This is a genomic window from Pseudomonas sp. NBRC 111131, assembly GCF_001320525.1.
Taxonomy (GTDB): Bacteria; Pseudomonadota; Gammaproteobacteria; order Pseudomonadales; family Pseudomonadaceae; genus Aquipseudomonas; species Aquipseudomonas ceruminis.
Window position 1 is genome coordinate 14,345 of sequence record NZ_BCBH01000012.1, and the last position, 20,962, is coordinate 35,306.

The following is a 20,962-nucleotide window of genomic DNA, read 5'->3' on the forward strand; positions in this document are numbered from 1 at the left end:
TTGATAATTGCAGTTGGCGAAATGATGCGGGCCCGCAACAGCCCCCTCCCGCTTTCACTGCTCAGCGGCGCCCTTGAGGGCCTGGTCAGGCGCCTTCTGGCGCCCGCCGAGCCAGACCAGCAGCAGGGCTGCCGCCGCCAGCAGACCACCGGCCACCGGCACCGCGGCATAGCCCAGGTTCAGGCTGATCACAGCGCCACCCAGGGCCGCACCCACGGCATTGCCCAGGTTGAACGCGCCAACGTTGATCGACGAGGCCAGCCCCGGCGCCTCGATGGCCGCCGTCATCACGCGCATCTGCAAAGGCGGCACCACCGCGAAGGTGAACACGCCCCAAACCAACAGCGCGATGGCGGCGCCCATGTGACTGCCGAGCACCAGTGGCATCAGCAACATGATCAACGCCAAGAGGCCAAGAAAGATTCGGGCTGCGCCGTCCAGCGACCAGTCGGCCAGACGCCCCCCCAAGCTGTTGCCAAGGGTGAACCCCACCCCGATCAGTACCAGGCCGAAGGTGACGAACCTGTCCGAGGCGCCGGTCAGCTCCGCCAGCACCGGTGCCACGTAGGTATACAGGGTGAACATGGCGCCGGCACCCAGCACCGTGGTGGCCATCGCCAGCAGTACGCTGGGGCGTGCGATCACTGCCAGCTCCTTGCGCACGTGGGGTACGCTGCCGCGCTCACCTCTGGGCAGGGCATACCACAAGGCGCTCATGGCCAGCAGGCCGAGCCCTGCGGTACCGGCAAACGCCATGCGCCAGCCGACTTGCTGCCCGATCCAGGTGGCGGCGGGCACGCCGCCGATGTTGGCGATGGTCAGGCCCATGAACATGGTTGCCACGGCACTGGCCTGTTTATCCTTGGGCACCACGCTGGCGGCCACCACCGCACCCAGGCCGAAGAAGGCGCCATGGTTGAGGCTGGTGACTAGCCGGGACGCGAGCAGGGTGTAGTAGTCCGGCGAGAACGCCGACAGCAGGTTGCCGAGCGTGAAGATAGCCATCAGCGCCATCAGCGCGGCGCGTTTGCCAAAGCGGCTGAACAACAACGTCATGATCGGTGCGCCGACCATCACGCCGATGGCGTAGGCGGTAATCAGCATGCCCGCGCTGGGGATGCTGACATCGACGCCCTGGGCGATCACCGGCAGCAGGCCCATCGGGGTGAACTCTGTGGTGCCGATGCCGAAGGCGCCGATGGCCAGGGCAAACAGGACCCGTTTGGGGGAAAGCGCGCTCATCTACAGCTCCAAGAATGCAGGTCATCGAAGGTGGTCGGTAGCGCTCCCTTGACGGGTTTACCTGCGAGGGAAGCGCTACCGGCGCATAGGGATCAGTCCCAGGCAGGCGCCAGGCCGTCGGGGCTGACTTCGCGACCGTTACGCTCGAGCGTGGCGATGCGCGCCATGTCGTCAGCGTCCAGGCGCAGGTCGCGGGCAAGCAGGTTGCTGGCCAGGTTCTCGCGCTTGGTGGACGACGGGATCACCGCGTAGCCCAACTGCAGGGCCCAGGCCAGCGCGACCTGGGCGACGGTGGCCTTGTGCTTGGCGGCGATCTCGGCTAGCACCGGGTCGTTCAGGACCTTGCCATAGGCCAGGGTCATGTAGGAGGTCACGGTGATGCCCTGTTCCTTGAGGTAGGCGGCGAGCTTGCTGTTCTGCAGGTAGGGGCTGAGTTCGATCTGGTTGGTGGCGATCTCCCCTTTACCGACCACATCGATGGCCTGCCGGGTCAGTTCGATGTTGAAGTTGGACACACCGATCTGGCGAGTCAGGCCAAGCTTCTTGGCATCGGCCAGGGCCGTCATGAATTCGGTCAATTCGACGCCGTTATCCGGAGCCGGCCAATGGATCAGCAGCAGGTCGACGTAGTCGGTGCGCAGCTTGTTCAGGCTCTCGCGCAGGCTGGGGACCAGCTTGGCGGCGGCGTAGTTGTCGACCCAGATCTTGGTGGTGATGAACAGCTCATTTCGCGGGACGCCGCTCTCGGCGATCGCCTGGCCGACGTCGGCTTCGTTCTTGTAGATCTGTGCGGTATCGATGGCCCGGTAGCCCAGTGCCAGGGCGGATTTGACCGAATCGATGACGGCGTTGCCGGTGAGCCGGAAGGTGCCGAGGCCGAAGGATGGAATGTTCATGGCTGCTCCTGCTGAGTGATGAAAGGTGAACAAGAGCTTAGGCGCTTTAGCCTCAAGCTCGTTCGAATGGGAGCAGTGTGCGGGTTTGGCGGGGATTGATTAAGGCGGGGCGGGGTCAAGGTGCTTTGACTGAAAGTCACGAGTACAGCTTTGGCTCGTGACTCCCAGCGTTACAATCAAGTCTGTCAGGCGGCGATCTGCCCTGGGACCGACTGCAGCAGCCACAGATGGCGCTGGCTAGCCAACTGGTCTTCCAGCACAGAGGCCGCGCCTACCCGGCGTGCGGCGCGATCCTGGGTAAGCAGGGTATCGAGCATGGCCAGTAGATCACGGGTCTTGGTGGACGACGCTTTGTGGGTCACATCGTCCTTCATCACCCCCTCTTGATAGGTGCGTACTCGCTCCTGCTGGCTGGCTTGCTGGGTCGCACTGGCGTGCACCAGCTTATCGCGAGCGAACTCAAGCCGTGTGGTGCTGCTCGATTGGTCGTTGACCTCGTGGTAGCGGTAATTCTGCGATTTGCTGTCACGGGTCAGGTTGAGCTGGACCAAGGGGTTCAGGCCGGTGTGCCAGGCTGCTTTCAGATCGGCCTGCTGGTCCTGTTGCACGGACAGGTTGGTGGTGCCGCCCTTGAGCGTGGTCGCTTGCGAGGCGTTGTAGTCGAAGTGATCGACCTCTTCGCTGCGCATGGGGTTGATCTTCTGTTCGGCCTGCTTGAGCGAGGCGGTGAAGTCGGCCAGACCACTCAACAGCAGGCGGCTGGCGGTGTTCTGCGCCGTTGTATGGCCCACCGGGCGCGGCTGAGTATCGTCCACACTGTTGAGCTGGCTGAAGGCATCCTTGAACAGGGCCATCAACTGCGCGTCACCGTGGCCACGCTTCTGTGCAGCATCGAACTGGGTCAGGTAATTGGCCACCGCAGCCTGGCGCTGTGCCTGGCTGCCCAGCAGCGCACCCCCTTGGGTATCGAGGTTCATTTTCACCTCACCGCTGGGGCCTTGCAGTTTCAGGCTGCGGGTGTGGTCATCGAGCTGCAGGTCGAAGGTTTGCATGTCGCCATTGGCGTTCTCAAGTTTGGCATTCAACTGCAGACCGGCGAACAGCGTGGGGTCGAGCTTGACCAGTGTGCCCAGTTGCAGGCGCGGTGGCTCCTGGGACAAGCCGTTGAGGGCTGACTGGAAGCTGTCTGCCATGGCAGCCAAGCCCTTGAGCTCTTCGCCGCTCAGCGTACCCCCTTGCACGTCAGCGTCCACTGCCAGGCCATTGGCGCTGCTGTACAGCCCCAGGGTCACCGTGGCACCCGATGCGGTGGTCAGGTTGAAGCTCACGCTGCTGGTGGCATGTTCGCGCAGCCTGGCCTGCTGCAGACCTAGCAACAAAGGGTCGGTTGGCGTGTTGTTGCTGATTGCCAGCCCCGATTGCGAGATGCGTTGCCCGCCGTTGGCTGCCAATTGCTCCAGCAAGGCGGCACCCAACCCCTGGAAGCGTGCGGCAGTGGAGGACGACTGGATTGCGCTCAACATGTACATGCTGAGTTTGTCGGTGCTGTCCTGCTCCCACGCATACTGGCGCTGCCCCTCGCCCAGCGTGCCCTTGGCCGTGTAGAGCGGAGCATCGACGCTGTCGATCTGCTGCCCGAGGCTCACCACGGTGCTTGGGGGGGTTGCCAATGTTTGGGTCGAACTGGCAGCCCTCACCTGAGGCGCGCGTGCTACAACGTCGAAGACGGGGGTCAGGCGTGCTGCTGAGGTAATGGGGTTCATCGCCAGCTTCCTTACTGTTCACGGCATATAAAGCTTGGTATCGGCAGGCCGGACAGGAACATGAGCGCTATTGATGTAGGTATCCCCGAGGCCGAGGGGCATGCGCACCGCCAGGTCCGAAGCACTGGTACAGCAATAGCTACCGCAACCGCCTGACACAGCAGTGGTGCAATCGCGCTTTTGCCGCGAGGAGCCCGCGATGCCCAGCCAAGCGTTCACCGATGATTCCACCGATGCTTTGATTGCCAGCCGCCTGCCGGTGTGGATGACCACCGGTTCGCTGGACACGCTCTACGCCTTGCACCACAGCCAGCAGCGCCAGCAGCAGGTGCAACAAGAATTACACGAGCTGCTAACGTGCATCACCCCGTTGGAGGCCTTTGCCGCGCCGCTGCTGCAACAAGCATTGCAGACACAGCACGCGCTAACGCTTGATGTGCGTGAAGCCCGCTTGCGCCGCAGAACGCTGCAACGCTCTCCGTCTTACATCGCTCAAGTGCCAGATGGCGTCAGAGAGCAGGTCCATGAGCACAGCCTGCTGGAAGCGGCACTGCACAACTTCACTGAACGTGAAACGTTCGCGGCCGAGGTTCTCCAGGGCAGCGCCGTGCTGGATCCGTCGGGGCTAGAGACCGGTTTGTCGCTCAACGCTTTTGCCAGGCTGTGCCGTACGCTGGACTTGGGGGGCCGATACCAGGCCTACCTGCGGGCCCAGCTTACGCCCGACGGCGAGGCGGGCAGGCAGCTTCAGGCTCTGCTTGAGGAAGGGTTTCGGGCCAGCCTCGAGGCGACACTGCGGCTGTCGTTGGCCAAGGGTGAAATCGGTGTAGAGGCCTACGCCCCGTGTGCACCGCTGTTTGCCTTGCTGGCGGCCAAACCGGAGTCGGCCTGCGGCTTGCGGCCCATGCAACTGCGGGTGTTTGGTCAACGGGTACGCTCAGCGGTGGCCTTTGAATTCAAGCAACACGGCGCCAGCGGGTCGGCGGTTGAAGGTGTGCTGTGCTGGATCCCGGACGACCCCCAGGGCGCGCTCACCTGGTACGCCTCCTGGGAGATGCTGTTTCTGGCATTGGGCAAACAGTTCCGTTTGCCGGGCTACAAAGAATTCTTCCAACGTTTTATCGGTGAGCGTGACCGAGAAGCGTATGCGCGTGGCCTGGCCCAGGCACTGCAAGGCGTCGGCGTGGATGTCCCGGTCCGGCTCGACGGGCGCTACGAGGCCATTGAAGTGCCGTTGTTCGAACACCTGCGTCAGCAACAGATCGACACCTTGCTGGACAACGCCAGTGTGCAGGCGCCGCCCACTGCCGCGGTGGATGGGCAAGTGCGGGATCGCCGCCTGCATTTCTATCGCAGCTTTGCGCTCGATGCGGTGGGCCTGGTCAGTTTCGCGCTGCCTGTTTTGGCCGTGCCCTTGCTGGGCATCACGGCATTGCAGGTGGCCGATGACGTGTATGAGGGGTATGCCGACTGGCGATTGGGGGACCGCCAGGAGGCCCTAGAACACCTGTATGCCGTGGCCGAAACCGTGATCATGACCGCGCTCAATGTGGGGGCTGGTGCGGCTTCGCAGCGTCTGGCCCGTGCTGACAGGGTCGATGAGCTGGTGCCGGTGTACCCCGGTGAAGGCACCCTCAAGCTGTGTGACCCCGCATTGCCGGGCTATGGCGTCGAGGACCGAGGGGCGGTCGGCGAGCTCACCCAGGTGCAAGGCCAAGCGTATGTGCGTACACCGTTGGCTAGCCACATGACGTACCTGGACGAGGCCACGCAGCAGCGGCGCATCCGCCACCCGCTGCGTAGCGATGCTTACGCCCCTGTGCTTGAGGACAATGGGGCCGGCGGCTGGCGCCATGCGCTTGAGAACCCGCAAGAGTGGCAGGGCAGCGTGCAGCTGATGCAGGACTTGAGCCGCGACTGGGCGCAGCTCGATGAACGAACAGTCCATGAAGTAATGCGAGCAACGGGGTATGACGAAGCGCAACTGCGCGGTTTGCACATTGAACAGGCCCCGCCGCCAGCGCGCTTGCGCGATGCCGTGCAGCGTCACCAGTTGCATGCGCAGTTCCCCAGGCTGGAGGGAGAGGCGTTCGAACGGCAGCTGCAGGCGCAGCAGGGTAGCCCCAGCCCGGCGCAAACCCTGATGCGCCGTGACTTCCCCGGCCTGACGGTGCTGGGCGCGGGTGAGATCATCGATCACGCGCCTGAGGACCTGGTCGAGCACATGCAAGCTCACCAGCGTGTGCCGCTGGCCTTGGCTGAACAGGCACGCTGGTACATCCGCGATGCGCGGCTGGACCGCGCCTGTGCGGGCCTGCTGCAAGCGGCAGCGATCAACCGCGACACTGAGCGATTGGCCCTGGGCCTGATCGCTGACCGCGCGCCCTGGCGCGCAGTGCGGCTCGATGTGCGCGGCGACACGCTGGCGGCGACGCCTACCGCCAGTGCTGGCGCTCCTGCGGCAACACACGTACGAACCGTGCTCAGGACTGCCCAGGGCTATCAAGCGCTGGATGCCCTTGGCCAACCCTTGCCATCGGCCAGCGCTGAAGACAGCCTGTTCAAGGCACTGCTGCTGCAGCTCGACCCCTGGCAGAAGAAAGTCTTGGGCGACGCTTGTGAGTCGCCTGAGGCACTGGCCGACGCCCTGTCGTTGTGGGCAAGCAAGCACCGTGAGCGGGCCGCTGCGTTGCTGGGCATGGCGCCGGTCGGGCTTGGTTTCAGGCCGCCGGTACGCCTGGGCGATGGCCGTGTGGGTTACCCCTTGAGCGGCCGCGGGGAGAGCAGCAATCGCGCACTGCGGCGCGGCCTCCAGCAATTGTTCCCGGCGAGCGACGAGCACACACTCGACCATTTTACGGCGACTGCCCGTAGCCTCGGCCTTTCCCCCTGGAACTACTACCTGCGCCTGTGCGACGAGCTGCGGGCGCTGGATCAGGCGTTGGGGCAGTGGCGGCGACAGGCCTCCGGCCCACTACAGTTCCTTCGCCGTGCACGTATGGCACGGCGTATCCGGCGTGCCTGGCAGCGCCGTGACCATGATGCGAGCGGCAATCGGGCGTTGACCCTGGAAGGTTCCAGGTTGGGCACCCTGCCTGACCTTGCGCCGACGGTGAGCTTTGATCATGTGACCACGCTGACCTTGCGCAGCCTCGACTTGGGCGAGGTCAGCGAGGGGTTTCTCGCCCGCTTCCCGAATGTGACTCGGCTGAACCTGTCGGGCAACCGGCTGACATCGATACCCGATACCTCGCATTTGCAGTGCTTGCAGCACATTGACCTACGGGACAACCGCATTGCCGAGGTCAGCCAAGCGCAGGCTGCCCGGCTGCGCGCCAGCCTCGACGAGGTTCAGTTGCAGGGCAATCCGCTGTCTCAGCGTGCGCGGGAGCGACTCCATAGCGAGCCCGCGCCTGTCGTGCAGGAGCCGGCCGTGGACGGCGCGCCATGGTTCGACGGGCTGGCGGAGGCGCAAGCGAATCAGTGCCGTGAACAGTGGCGGTTGCTTCGCGCACAAGTGGGTAGCGAGCGCTTTTTTTCTCAGCTCGCGGAGCTGTCCGATGGCCCAGCGTTTATCCAGCATCCTGCAGAGATGCGCCGGCAGGTCGTCGAACTGCTCAATGCCATGTACCACCATGGGCAAGTACGCAGCGCGCTGTTCGAGCAGGCCGCTGCGACACGTGGGCGGGCGGATCTTGCGGCATGGCGGGTGCGGATGCAGGTGGTGTTGCGCACCGAGGGCCTGCGCGGCCGGCGTGTGGAGCGCGAGCTACGCAACCTGGGGCGTGAGTTGTTCAGGCTCGATCAGCTCGACCGCTTTGCCGCACGTCATATCGAAGCCCTGCGTACGGGCGGCGAGCCTGTGAACGAAAATGATATCTACCTGGCGTTCAGGGCTGGGCTCGCCGAATCACTGGGCCTCCAAGGCCAGCCTTCGCTTTTGAGTTATGAGCACGTCGACACCGTGACACTGGGCAACCTGACTGACGCCGAGGCTCATTTGTATGAAACCGAAACCCCCGAGGTGCTGAGTCAGTTTCTGGCGCAACAGCCGTTCTGGCAGGAATATGTTCAGGCAGAATACCTCGCACCCTTCGCCGCCATACGCCGGGACTACCACCTGCGCCTGGCTGCCGCTGTTCCTGAGGGCGAAGGGCAGGCACCTGCAGAGGTGATCGAGCGGCTGCGTGATCAGCGCCGGGAAGAGGAGCAGGCCATGACATTGACCCTGGCCCGGGGTAATTATTGGACGTGGTACCGGCTCGATGGCCCGCATGGTCCAAATGTCCGTGGGTTCAGCCATTTGTCGAGGCGCCTCGAGCACAACCTCATGGCATGGCGGGGGCATCCTGGTGACCCGGAGTACAAGGCGCGCTCCTACATCGCCGGGGTGCTGAGGGATGTCTGGCTGTCGAACTATCAGGACCAGGATTCATCGTTGAATTCAACAATCGAAGGCTTATCGATCAGCTCGCTGCCCACCCTCCCAGCGGGTATCGTGTTCGACCGGCTGCGGACGCTGTCGCTGAGCAATCAGCAGCTCACGGCGGTCGACAGCGCATTTCTGAGGTGCTTTCCAAATCTGGAAGAGGTGGACCTTTCCGGCAACAGCATTTCCCGTTTTGACGGGCTGGAACACCTGCCATACCTGCGCCGGTTAAACCTGGGCGGTAATCTGCTGACCACGGTGACGGGATTGCAACACCTAAGCCAATTGACCGAACTGGACCTTAGCGGCAATCAGCTGGAAGAACTGCCAGCCGGTATCGAGCAACTGGGACACCTGCGCGACCTGGACCTCTCGTTCAACCAGCTCACCGACCTCAGCGAACGGGCCTGCCGATTGACCAGCCTGGAGAACCTGCACTTGAGCGGCAACCTGCTGGGCAGCGTGCCGCGCCGCCTCGGTAACCTCGAGCGGTTGGTTGTACTCGATCTGAGCGCCAACCGCTTGACCACCGTACCCGAGCACCTCAATGGCCTTGGCCGGCTGACCCAGTTGTACCTGCATGACAACGTCATCACCCTTGATGCAGGCAGCGAGCTGCGGCTGGAATGGTTTTCCAGGTTGGAAATCCTCAGCCTGGCAGGCAACCCCTTGGGCATTGTGCCGAGGCTGCGCTACAACCCGCACCTGTCTTACCTGTCACTGCGCGCAACCGGCCTGCGCAGTTTCCCCTTGGCCCTGATGCAGCGCCATCCTGATCTGGTCGTGGATTTGCGTGGCAATCGCATCGCGACGCTAAGCGAGGACGCGCTCAGTTGGATCGAGACCCATGCAGCCAACGTCAATCTTGAGCACAACGTGTTGAGTTCACAGGTCATGGAGCGGGTGCGGGCTGCATTGATTCGGTTCAGGGAGGAGGCGGCGAGGGGGGCCGACATACCGCCTGCGACAGCGAGCAGGAAACCGCCGAGCCGCCATGGCTGATGCAGGGCGCCCTCGGGGCAGACGGTGAGGAAGGCCATGGCCCAGCGACGTGGGCCATGGCGGGTGACGATCAGCGGCGGCGGAACAGCGGCAGTGGTTCGTCAGTGGCAGCCTGGTAGGTCACCGAGAAGTCCTTCAAGCCTTGCAGCGCATCTTCAGGGTTCTTGTCGGCGCGGATGGCGAACGCATCGAAGCCGCAACGGGCCATGAAGAACAGCTGGTCGCGCAGTACGTCGCCAATGGCCCGCAGCTCGCCCTTGAACTTGTAGCGGTCGCGCAGCAGGCGCGCATTGGAGTAACTGCGCCCGTCGGTGAACGCCGGGAAGTTAAGGGCGATGACCTGGAAGTGCTGCACGTCTTCGCCGATTTCTTCGGCCTGTTCATCGCTGTCCAGCCACACGCCCAGGCCGCCGTCGCGGGCCTTGAGCACATGGGCATGGTCGCGCCACAGTTGCAGCGGGACGATGTAGTCATCGCAGTTGGTCAGTTCGTCGAGCGTGGTTTCCTTGGGCAGCAGGTGCCAGGTCTCGTCGACGATCTGGTTGTTCTTAATGATTCGCTGCATAGACGCGTTCCTTGAAGGGGTCGATGCCGATACGCTGGTAGGTATCGATGAAACGTTCTTCCTCGGTACGTTGTTCCACGTACACGGCGATCAGCTTCTCGATCACATCGGCCATGTCATCCTGGGCGAAGGACGGGCCGAGAATCTTGCCCAGGCTTGCGTCGCGCGCGGCATTGCCGCCCAGTGACACCTGGTAGAACTCTTCGCCCTTCTTGTCCACGCCGAGGATGCCGATATGGCCGACGTGGTGGTGGCCGCAGGCGTTCATGCAGCCGGAGATGTTCAGGTCGAGCTCGCCAATGTCGAACAGGTAGTCCAGGTCGTCGAAACGGCGCTGGATGGATTCGGCGATCGGGATCGACTTGGCGTTGGCCAGCGAGCAGTAGTCACCGCCCGGGCAGCAGATGATATCGGTCAGCAGGCCGATGTTCGGTGTGGCGAAGCCACTCTCGCGCAGCTCCAGCCACAGCGCGTGCAATTGGCGTTGCTCGACGTCCGCGAGGATGATGTTCTGCTCGTGCGAGGTCCGCAGGAAACCGAAACTGTAGCGCTCGGCCAGGTCGGCAACGGCGTCCAGTTGCTTGTCGGTCAGGTCGCCAGGGGCAACGCCGGTGGGCTTGAGCGACAGGGTCACGGCCACATAGCCTGGGCGTTTGTGGGCGCGGGTGTTGCGCGAGCGCCAACGGGCGAAGCCCGGGTTTTCAGCGTCCTGGGCACTGTAGTCGACATTGTCCAGGGGCAGGTAGGCCGGGTCGACGAAGTGGCGCGAAACGCGCTGCAGTTCTTCTTCGGTCAGGGTGGAGCTGCCGCCACGCAGGTGGACCATTTCGGCCTCGACCTTTTCGGCGAACACTTCCGGCGTCAGTGCCTTGACCAGGATCTTGATCCGCGCCTTGTACTTGTTGTCACGGCGACCGTAACGGTTGTACACGCGCAGGATGGCATCGAGGTAGCTGATCAGGTCCTGCCACGGCAGGAATTCATTGATGAACGAACCGACCACTGGGGTACGGCCCAGGCCACCGCCGACCAGTACACGGAAGCCCAGTTCACCGGCCGCGTTGCGCACAGGCTCCAGGCCGATGTCGTGCACTTCGATGGCGGCACGGTCTTCCTTGGAGCCGTTGATGGCGATTTTGAACTTGCGTGGCAGGTAGGCGAATTCTGGGTGGAACGTGGTCCACTGGCGAACGATCTCGCACCAGGGGCGCGGGTCGATGATTTCGTCTGCGGCAACGCCCGCGAACTGGTCGGTAGTGGTGTTGCGCAGGCAGTTGCCGCTGGTCTGAATCGCGTGCATTTGCACGGTGGCCAGCTCGGCAAGGATGTCCGGGATGTCTTCCAGCGCCGGCCAGTTGTACTGCACGTTCTGACGGGTGGAAATGTGGGCGTAGCCCTTGTCGTAGTCGCGAGCGATCTTGGCCAGTGTGCGGACCTGGCGGGCGTTCAGCTGGCCATAGGGCACGGCGACGCGCAGCATCGGCGCGAAACGTTGGATATACAGGCCATTCTGCAGGCGCAGAGGGCGGAATTCTTCTTCGCTCAGCTCACCGGCCAGGTAGCGGCGGGTCTGATCACGGAACTGCTTGACGCGGTCCTCGATGATCCGCTGATCGTACTCGTCGTATACGTACATAAAAGTCCTGTCTCAGGCATGCAGCTATTCGCGCGCACGGCCGCGCACTCCGGTTCGGAGCCGGGGAACGATATCAGGTTGCGTTTATGCGCTAAAGTGATGTTTTTGCATATGAAAAGAACCAAACGGACTAAGTGAGACTGACTGGCATTTGTTCGTCATTCGGTGCCATGTGTTTATACTCGCGTGTTTGTTGCAAGGGGTGTAACCGCATGCTCAAGGCGCTTTGCCAAAGCTTGTGCCTGAGCCTGCCGCTGGCAGCTGGCGCACATGCCGCTTCAGTGGTTTTCCTAAACCCTGGGTTGCCCAATGAGGCATTCTGGGCGAGTTATTCGCGCTTCATGCAGGCGGCCGCCGACGACTTGGGTATGACCCTGCAGGTGGCGTACAGCGAACGCAACGCCGGGTTGGCACTGACCCAGGCACGGGCAGTGCTCGACGGCCCGCAACGTCCAGATTATTTGGTGCTGGTCAACGAGCAGTATGTAGCCCCGGAGATCATCCGCTTGTCCCAGGGCACGGGGGTCAAGTTGTTTTTGGTCAACAACGGTTTGACCGCCAGCCAGGCGCAGAGCGTCCAGGCGCATCCTGAAAAGTATGCCCCGGTGCTGGGTGCGCTGACCACCAACGATGAGCAGGCCGGTTACCAGATGCTGCACCAGATGGTTGCGTTGCTGCCGCGCAGCGATGGCCCGGTGGACTTGGTGGCGTTCGCCGGGGTCAAGACCACGCCGGCTTCGCAGCTGCGCGAGGCGGGCATGCGCCGGGCCCTGGCCGACTTTCCTCAGGTGCGTTTGCGCCAGGTGGTTTACGGTGGCTGGAGCCGTCAGCGTGCTTTCGAACAGGCGCAGGTACTGCTTGAGCGTTATCCGCATACTCAGTTGGTGTGGTCGGCCAACGACGAAATGGCCTTCGGTGCCATGCAGGCGTTCGAGGCCGCCGGGCGCAAGCCGGGGCGTGATGTGGTGTTCAGCGCGATCAACAGCTCCCCCGAAGCCTTGCGTGCGCGTATCGACGGACGCCTGGGTGTATTGATGGGCGGCCACTTCAGCTTGGGGGGCTGGGCGATGGTCATGCTGCATGACGACGCTCTGGGGCTCGAGATCAACCGTGATGGCCAGCGCGAGCACACCGTGCCAGCCCTGCAGTTGATCGACCAGGCCAAGGCCCGGCGCTGGCTGAAGCTGCTCGAACAAGACGGGCATGGCGTTCACTTCCAGCCCTACAGCGCCGAAGGGCGCCCAGCCGATTATCAATACCCGTTCCTGACGTCCCCCATGGCGTACTGAAGACCAACCAGCGTGCGCTCATCTCGGGTATCAGGCGTCATTCGTCGATTGTGCGGGGCGCCCGCTTGAGAGCTGGGCGGTGCTCGTCTTAACTGCTGGGTGTGAAGTGCATTCCCATAACCACTACAAGAGGCAATGCAATGGGAAACTCAACCAAGGTCCGCAAGGCTGACAGCAGTGTTGATGCCTGGGCGATACTGTGCCTGATCGTCCTGGTGGTGGTCACTGCCGTGTATTGGGTCAGCCACCAGTAACCTTCGTGACAAGACCGTGATGCAAGCAGGCCGCCCGCGCAATGGACTTGCGTGGGCGGTTCGCGTTTTAGCGGGCGGTCAGGTGCATGGCCAGTTGTACAAGGCCTATCAGCACCAGAATGAAAACCAGGGTGAACAACGTGCCCAGCACGATGAAGTGGCTGGCTTTGCCGTGGGTGAAATCGCGCGCGCGGTTCTTGCCGCTTTGCACACCGAAGGCGGCGGCGAGGATGCTGTGCAGCATCTGCCACAACGTAGGGGGCTTGCCTTGGCTTGAGTCGTCCATGGTGGCTCCTGAGCTGTATCGGAGGCAATCAGGGACATTGTAGGTGAAAGCGCCGGCACCATTGCCCGCTTGTGCCTTCAGAGGGATTTGAACCTGGAGTTAACGCGGTGGTTGGCACCGGCTTGGCCGGTATTCGCGGGCACGCCCGCTCCTACAAGGGTGGACTGCCCCCAAGAAGTTGGACACTGATCCAACCTTGGGGGCTGTGGGCGCCGAGGATGAGGCCGGGGCGGGCTCAGCTGTCGTAACCCAGGTTCGGCGCCAACCAGCGTTCACTCACACCGACCTCCTGGCCTTTGCGCGCGCTGTAGCTGTCGATCTGGTCCTTGTCGACCTTGCCCACCGCAAAGTACTGCGCTTGCGGGTGCGCGAAGTACCAACCGCTGACCGCTGCCGCTGGGAACATGGCGAAGTGCTCGGTCAGGAACACGCCGCTAGCCCCGGTTTCACCAATCGCAGTGCCATCGAGCAGGCGGAACAGCGTGGCCTTTTCGGTGTGGTCCGGGCAGGCCGGGTAGCCAGGGGCGGGACGGATGCCGCTGTACTGCTCCTTGATCAGCGCCTCGTTGTCCAGGTGCTCGTCGCGGGCGTAACCCCAGTGCTCTTTACGTACCTGTTCATGCAGCCATTCGGCACAGGCCTCAGCTAGGCGATCGGCCAGGGCCTTGACCATGATCGAGCTGTAGTCGTCGCCTTTGTCCTGGTACGCCTTGGCCACTTCCTCGGCACCGATGCCTGCGGTGGTGATGAAACCGCCCACATAGTCGGTTACGCCGCTGCTTTTCGGCGCGACAAAGTCGGCCAGGGAGAAGTTTGGCTTGCCGTCGGGCTTGATGGTCTGCTGGCGCAGGTGGTGCAGGGTGGCCAGCGGCTGGCCGTCGTCACCATAGACTTCGATGTCGTCGTCGGCCACCTGGTTGGCGGGCCAGAAACCGAACACCGCGCGGGCGCTGATCAACTTCTCGTCGATCAGCTTGTCGAGCATCTCTCGGGCGTCCTTGTATAGCGAAGTGGCCGCTTCGCCGACCACTTCGTCGGTGAGGATGCGTGGGAACTTGCCGGCCAGGTCCCAGGAGATGAAGAACGGGGTCCAGTCGATGTACTCAGCCAGGGTACGCAGGTCGATGTCTTCCAGCACCTTGACACCGGTAAAGGTGGGCACCGCCGGCTGGTAGCCGGCCCAGTCGTATTTCGGCTTGGCCGCCACTGCCTGGGCATAGCTCAGGCGTTCGGTGCGGGCACTGCGGTTGGCGGTGCGTTCACGTACTTCGACGTATTCCTGGCGGGTCTTTTCCACGAAACCTGGCTTGAGCTCCCTGGACAGCAGTTGGGTGGCCACGCCCACGGCGCGCGAGGCGTCGGTAACGTAGATGACGGCATCGTTGCTGTACTTGGGCTCGATCTTCACGGCGGTGTGCGCCTTGGATGTGGTGGCGCCACCGATCATCAGTGGCAGCTCGAAGCCCTGGCGCTGCATTTCACGGGCAACGTGGACCATTTCGTCCAGCGACGGGGTAATCAGGCCGGAGAGGCCGATGATGTCGCATTTCTCGTCACGGGCGGTTTGCAGGATTTTCTCCGCCGGCACCATCACGCCGAGGTCGACGATGTCGTAACCGTTACAGCCGAGCACCACGCCGACAATGTTCTTGCCGATGTCGTGCACGTCACCCTTGACCGTGGCCATCAGGATCTTGCCTTTGGCTTCAGGCTTGTCACCTTTCTCAGCTTCGATGAAGGGGATCAGGTGGGCCACGGCCTGTTTCATCACCCGCGCCGACTTGACCACCTGGGGCAGGAACATCTTGCCGGCACCGAACAGGTCGCCGACCACGTTCATGCCGCTCATCAATGGCCCTTCAATGACCTCGATTGGGCGAGCGCACTGTTGGCGGCATTCCTCGGTGTCCTCGACGATGTGCGCGGTGATGCCCTTGACCAGGGCATGTTCCAGGCGCTTGCCAACGGGTAGCGAGCGCCAGGCTTCGTTCTCGACTTCCTTGGTGGCGCCGCCGCCTTTGTAGTCATCGGCGATGGCCAGCAAGGCGTCGGTGCCTTCCGGCGTGCGGTTGAGCACGACGTCTTCGACCTTTTCGCGCAGGTCGGCTGGAATCTCGTCGTAAATCTCCAGCTGGCCGGCGTTGACGATACCCATGGTCAGGCCGTTGCGGATGGCGTGGAACAGGAACACCGAGTGGATCGCTTCGCGCACCGGGTTGTTGCCGCGGAACGAGAACGACACGTTGGACACCCCGCCCGAGCTCAGGGCATGGGGCAGGTGGTCACGGATGTAGGCACAGGCCTCAATGAAGTCGACGGCGTAGTTGTTGTGTTCTTCGATGCCGGTGGCAACGGCGAAGATGTTCGGGTCGAAGATGATGTCTTCCGGCGGGAAGCCCACTTCGTTGACCAAGATGTCGTAGCTTCGCTGGCAGATTTCCTTCTTGCGGGCGGCCGTGTCGGCCTGGCCGACTTCATCGAAGGCCATCACCACCACCGCAGCGCCGTAGCGCTTGCACAGGCGGGCGTGGTGCTTGAACTGCTCGACGCCTTCCTTCATGGAGATCGAGTTGACGATGCCCTTGCCCTGGATGCATTTGAGGCCGGCCTCGATCACTTCCCATTTGGAGGAGTCGATCATGATCGGCACGCGGGAAATGTCGGGCTCGCCGGCGATCATGTTGAGGAAGCGCACCATGGCAGCCTGGGAGTCGAGCATCCCTTCGTCCATGTTGATGTCAATTACCTGGGCGCCGGCTTCGACCTGCTGCAGGGCGACTTCCAGGGCCTCGGTGTAGTTCTCTTCGCGGATCAGGCGGGCGAATTTGGCGGAGCCGGTGATGTTGGTGCGCTCGCCGACGTTGACGAACAGCGATTGGCGATCGATGGTGAACGGCTCTAGGCCCGACAGCCGGCAGGCTTTGGCGATCTGCGGAATCTTGCGTGGCTTGTACTTGGCCACGGCTTCGGCGATGGCCTGGATGTGCCCTGGCGTGGTGCCGCAGCAACCACCGATGATGTTGAGGAAGCCGCTGGCAGCAAACTCTTCGACCACGGCAGCCATCTCGGCCGGGGTTTCGTCGTACTCGCCGAAGGCGTTCGGCAGGCCGGCGTTGGGGTGGGCTGAAACATGGGTGTCGGCCTTGGTCGACAGTTCTTCGAGGTACGGGCGCAGGTCCTTGGCGCCCAGTGCGCAGTTCAGGCCTACGGAAATCGGCTTGGCATGGCGCACCGAGTTCCAGAACGCTTCGGTGGTCTGGCCCGACAGGGTACGGCCCGAGGCGTCGGTGATGGTACCGGAGATCATGATCGGCAGTTCGATGCCGTCGTCCTCGAACACCTGCTGCACGGCGAAGATCGCCGCCTTGGCATTGAGGGTGTCGAAGATGGTCTCGATCAGGATCAGGTCGGCGCCGCCCTCGATCAGCCCGCGGGTGGCTTCGATGTAGTTCTCCACCAGCTCGTCGAAGGTAACGTTGCGGTAGCCAGGGTCGTTGACGTCCGGGGAAATCGAGCAGGTACGGCTGGTCGGGCCGAGCACACCGGCAACGAAGCGCGGCTTGTCCGGGGTCTCCAGGGTCTTGGCATCGGCCACCTGGCGGGCGATGCGTGCGCCCTCGACGTTCAGTTCGTAAACCAGCGACTCCATGCCGTAGTCGGCCTGGGAAATCTGCGTGGCGTTGAAGGTGTTGGTTTCGAGAATATCGGCGCCGGCATCCAGGTAGGCTTTCTCGATGGCCGCGATGACATCGGGGCGGCTGAGCAGCAGCAAATCGTTGTTGCCCTTCACGTCGCTTGGCCAATCGGCGAAACGCGTGCCACGATAGTCGTGTTCCTCGAGGCGATAACTTTGGATCATAGTACCCATACCGCCGTCGAGGATCAGAATGCGCTCATTGAGTGCGTGCTGGAGTGCTTGGAGACGAGCGCTGCGGTCGGACATAGGAACTACCTGGTCGGGCGAAATCAGAAGGTGCGGAATCATATCAAAGCTGCGCGGTTTTTAGGCGCATCAGCCAATTGCATGAATTTCGTTCATGTTGAGCCCAAAGCACCCAAGAACGACCAGGCAATCGTGATAGCTTTCAGAACCCAGGACTTTCGGCACATGGTGCAGCGTATTCTTGTCGTCGCCTTCGCCCTGCTCATCAGCGGCGCGGCGTTCGGGCAAGCCCCCCAATCAAGCCCGGCAATCTCCTACACTCGGGATATTCAACCGATCCTCACAGAGAAATGCGTGGCCTGCCATGCCTGCAACGATGCTGCCTGCCAATTGAAGCTGGAAAGCCCGGAAGGCGCGGTGCGCGGCGCGACCAAGGTACCGGTGTACCAGGGTGAACGGAGCCAGGCAGTGCCCACTACACGGCTGTTCTACGACGCTCACAGCGAAGGGGAGTGGCGCAAGAAGGGTTTCTACTCAGTGCTCGACAACCAGGGCAGCCAGGCCGCGCTGATGGCGCGGATGCTGGAGCTGGGGCACAAGACGCCGCTGACCCCCAACGCAAAGCTGCCGGACGAAATCGTCCTGGGCCTGAATCGCAACAATATGTGCCCGTTGCCCCATGAGTTCGACGCCTATGCCGGCGCGCACCCTAAGGAGGGCATGCCGTTGGCGGTCACTGGGCTAACCGACCCGGAATACCAGACGCTGCAGCGCTGGCTGGCCGCGGGTGCGCCGGTCGAGTATCAAGCGATCACGCCGAGCCCGGTAGAGGCCAGGCAGATCGCTGATTGGGAAGCGTTGCTCAACCGCCCAGGCTCCACCGAAGCGTTGGTGGGCCGGTGGCTGTACGAGCACCTGTTCCTGGCGCACATTTACTTTGTCGGCGGCGAGCAGGGCCACTTCTTCCAGTGGGTGCGCTCGCGCACGCCCAGTGGCCAGCCGGTGGACCTGATCGCCACCCGTCGCCCCAACGATCCGCCAGGCACCGACTTCTACTACCGCTTGATCCCGGTGCAGGGCGTGATCGTTCACAAGACCCACATCACCTACCCAATGGGGCCCCAAAAACTCAAGCGCGTGAAGCAGCTGTTCTACGCTGGCGACTGGCATGCCACCGCATTGCCAGGTTATGGCCCGCGTCATCGGGCCAACCCGTTCGAAACCTTCGAGGCGATCCCGGCGGTGGCGCGCTACCAGTTCATGCTCGACAACGCCGAATACTTCGTCCGCACCTTCATCCGCGGCCCGGTGTGCCGTGGCCAGATCGCCACCGACGTGATCCGTGACAACTTCTGGGCGCTGTTCCAGGAGCCGGCCCACGACCGTTACATCACCGATGCCGAATACCGTGGCCAGGCCACCCCGCTGCTGGCCATGCCGGGGCAGATCGACGATGTGGGCAGTGTGCTCACCCTCTGGCATGCCTACCGCGACAAACGTAACGAATACGAGAAGCTGCGCCGTGAGGCCTATGCGCAAATGCCCGCGCCGGGCTGGTCGAGCTTGTGGGCCGGCAACGACAATGCGTTGCTGAGCATTTTCCGCCACTTCGACAGTGCGTCTGTAACCAAAGGCCTGATCGGCGACGTGCCGCTGACAATGTGGCTGTTCGACTATCCGCTGTTCGAGCGCACCTACTACCAGCTGGCGGTCAATTTCGATGTGTTCGGCAACGTCTCGCACCAGTTGCAGACTCGCCTGTACTTCGACCTGATTCGCAATGGTGCCGAGGTCAACTTCCTGCGCCTGATGCCGGCCGACCAGCGTGGCGCGATCCTCAGCGACTGGTACCAGAACAGCGGCAAGGTGAAGATGTGGCTGGACTATGAAGACATCGACACCGATACCCCAAGCGGTATCAAGCTCGACCCGCGCAACCCCAAGCGCGATTTCGGCCTCAAGCTGGTACAGCGCACCGGCAGCCTGAATGCCGCACCCGACCCGATCAACCGCTGCCAGGGCGCATACTGCTCACGGCCCCAGATGAGTGAAGAGTTCCGTAACGTCGAGCAATCGCTCAGCCGTCTGGTGTCCCGTCCGGCTGCCGGGCTGAAAGTGATCAACCAATTGCCAGAGGCAACCCTGCTGCGTATCGAAGGGCAGGGTGGCCAACGCCAGGTCTACAGCCTGTTGCGCAACCGTGCCCACAGCAACGTCGCCTTCCTGCTCGGCGAAGCCTACCGCTACCAGCCGGGCCTGGACACCTTGACTTTGTACCCCGGGGTGCTCAGCAGTTACCCGAACTTCATCTTCAACATCCCTGCCAGCGACGTGCCGGAGTTTGTCGAGGACATGGAGTATGCACGCGACGATGCGGCCAGGTTCGAGCGTATCGTCATGCGGTGGGGCGTGCGCCGCAGCCACCCGCAGTTCTGGCACTACTTCCATGACCTGAACACCTACATCAAGGAGACCGAACCGGTGGAGGCCGGCGTGCTCGACATGAACCGCTACGAGAACCTCTGATCGGTTGGCCTGACCTTTCCGATACGACTGCGGTCGGAAAGGTTGGGTGGTCCGGGGCTGCTTGCAGCCCATCGCCGCTTTCGGCGATCGAACGCACCGCGTTCGCCAAGGCCTCAATGCACCGGCAATCGCAGGGTATTACATGCTGTATTCGCTTCAGGCACTGCGGGCGTTCGCCGCCTGGGTGGTGGTCTGCCACCATTTCATGCAGATCTTCTTCGACTTCCATGCCACCGGCCCCATTGGCCAGTTGCTCGCCGACCGGGGCGCGGTGGGCGTGGACATCTTTTTCGTCATCAGTGGGTTGGTGATCTACCTGTCGACCCGCGACAAGCCCATCGAACCGCGGCAGTTCCTGCTCAATCGGGCGCTGCGTATCATACCCGCCTACTGGTTCTACACGGCACTCATGGCGGTGGTGCTGCTGGCGTTCAGTCAGTGGATGCCGCACCAGGAGTTCGCCTGGCGCCACCTGTTGCTGTCGATGCTTTTCATCCCGGCGCAAAACCCTGGGGGTTATGGCTTGTACCCCACCCTGAACGTGGGTTGGACGCTTAACTTCGAGATGTTTTTCTACCTGCTGTTCGGCCTGGCCTTTCTGGTTCGCCAGCGCCACCACCTGCTGCTGGTGACGGCGGCGTTGCTGCTGGTCAGCGAGGTGCTTGGCCGCCTGGGGGTGCTCAGCCACTTCTACAACAACGGCATCATCTACGAGTTTCTGTTGGGTATCGGCCTTGGTGTGCTGTATCGGCGTGGCCTGGTGCGCGAGGGGTTGTGGCTGCCACTGGTGGTGCTGGGCGCTGCGGGGTATGCGATCTACCACCTCGATGCGTCACAACGCCTGCTGCACTGGGGCGTGCCGAGCGCGCTGGTGGTGCTGGCATTCATCGCCCTGGAACCGTACTTCCAGGGCAACCGTGTGCTCAAGGCACTGGGTGACTGCTCCTACTCGGTGTACCTGATTCACGTGCTGGTGCTGTATGCGGGCTGGTTCGCCAGCGAGCGCCTGCACCTGAATCCCTACCTGGTATTCGCCCTGTGCGTGCCGTCCATTGGACTAATGTCGTGGTTCAGCTACCAATGGCTGGAGCGTGGCCTGTACCGGCGGATGCAGGCATGGCTGGCGCAACCACGGCAGCAAAGCCCGGCATTTGCGCTTTCCCGAGTTAAATACTAGGACTTTGTTCACAG

General features: G+C 62.7%; 11 protein-coding genes. 4 read left to right on the forward strand and 7 right to left on the reverse strand.

The features are described 5' to 3' along the window. Window positions 1-54: 54 nt before the first annotated feature. The 3 genes from APH34_RS13270 to APH34_RS13280 form a co-directional block, all read right to left on the reverse strand. The gene (locus APH34_RS13270; RefSeq protein ID WP_054901487.1) at window positions 55-1,242 is read right to left on the reverse strand and encodes an MFS transporter; all 1,188 of its coding nucleotides are present in this window, start codon (window positions 1,240-1,242) and stop codon (window positions 55-57) included. Between the two features lie 92 nt (window positions 1,243-1,334). After that, entirely contained in the window at window positions 1,335-2,138 is an 804-nt protein-coding gene (gene dkgB / locus APH34_RS13275; RefSeq protein ID WP_054901488.1) for a 2,5-didehydrogluconate reductase DkgB, read from the reverse strand. 185 nt (window positions 2,139-2,323) lie between these two features. Further along, complete coding sequence (locus APH34_RS13280) at window positions 2,324-3,901, reverse strand: hypothetical protein (protein WP_054901489.1); 1,578 nt, start codon at window positions 3,899-3,901, stop codon at window positions 2,324-2,326. A gap of 199 nt (window positions 3,902-4,100) precedes the next feature. On the opposite strand from APH34_RS13280, the gene APH34_RS13285 reads away from it, so the two are divergent. Further along, window positions 4,101-9,332 carry an NEL-type E3 ubiquitin ligase domain-containing protein gene (locus APH34_RS13285; protein WP_054901490.1) on the forward strand — a complete coding sequence of 1,744 codons (5,232 nt, stop codon included), beginning with the start codon at window positions 4,101-4,103 and terminating at the stop codon, window positions 9,330-9,332. 70 nt (window positions 9,333-9,402) lie between these two features. Here APH34_RS13285 and APH34_RS13290 read toward each other — a convergent pair whose 3' ends face one another. Both APH34_RS13290 and APH34_RS13295 read right to left on the reverse strand, forming a co-directional pair. Continuing rightward, the gene (locus APH34_RS13290) at window positions 9,403-9,897 is read right to left on the reverse strand and encodes a DUF934 domain-containing protein (RefSeq protein WP_054901491.1); all 495 of its coding nucleotides are present in this window, start codon (window positions 9,895-9,897) and stop codon (window positions 9,403-9,405) included. Continuing rightward, the gene (locus APH34_RS13295; protein ID WP_054901492.1) at window positions 9,881-11,533 is read right to left on the reverse strand and encodes a nitrite/sulfite reductase; all 1,653 of its coding nucleotides are present in this window, start codon (window positions 11,531-11,533) and stop codon (window positions 9,881-9,883) included. The genes APH34_RS13290 and APH34_RS13295 overlap by 17 nt, the downstream gene beginning before the upstream one ends. A 212-nt stretch (window positions 11,534-11,745) precedes the next feature. Here APH34_RS13295 and APH34_RS13300 point away from each other — a divergent pair, with 212 nt between their 5' ends. Then, a complete protein-coding gene (locus APH34_RS13300) occupies window positions 11,746-12,822 on the forward strand; it encodes an ABC transporter substrate-binding protein (protein WP_054901493.1) in 1,077 nt (358 codons plus the stop codon). 321 nt (window positions 12,823-13,143) lie between these two features. Here APH34_RS13300 and APH34_RS13305 read toward each other — a convergent pair whose 3' ends face one another. Together APH34_RS13305 and metH are read right to left on the reverse strand one after the other, a co-directional pair. Next, a complete protein-coding gene (locus APH34_RS13305; RefSeq protein ID WP_054901494.1) occupies window positions 13,144-13,362 on the reverse strand; it encodes a DUF2970 domain-containing protein in 219 nt (72 codons plus the stop codon). A gap of 235 nt (window positions 13,363-13,597) precedes the next feature. After that, window positions 13,598-17,305, reverse strand: a complete 3,708-nt coding sequence (gene metH / locus APH34_RS13310; RefSeq protein ID WP_054901495.1) for a methionine synthase — start codon at window positions 17,303-17,305, stop codon at window positions 13,598-13,600. A 165-nt stretch (window positions 17,306-17,470) separates the two neighbouring features. Here metH and APH34_RS13315 point away from each other — a divergent pair, with 165 nt between their 5' ends. Both APH34_RS13315 and APH34_RS13320 read left to right on the forward strand, forming a co-directional pair. Further along, window positions 17,471-19,771: a fatty acid cis/trans isomerase gene (locus APH34_RS13315; RefSeq protein ID WP_054901496.1), complete on the forward strand. Its 2,301-nt coding sequence runs from the start codon at window positions 17,471-17,473 to the stop codon at window positions 19,769-19,771. 142 nt (window positions 19,772-19,913) lie between these two features. Beyond that, a complete protein-coding gene (locus APH34_RS13320) occupies window positions 19,914-20,948 on the forward strand; it encodes an acyltransferase (RefSeq protein ID WP_054901611.1) in 1,035 nt (344 codons plus the stop codon). The last annotated feature ends 14 nt before the right edge of the window (window positions 20,949-20,962 follow it).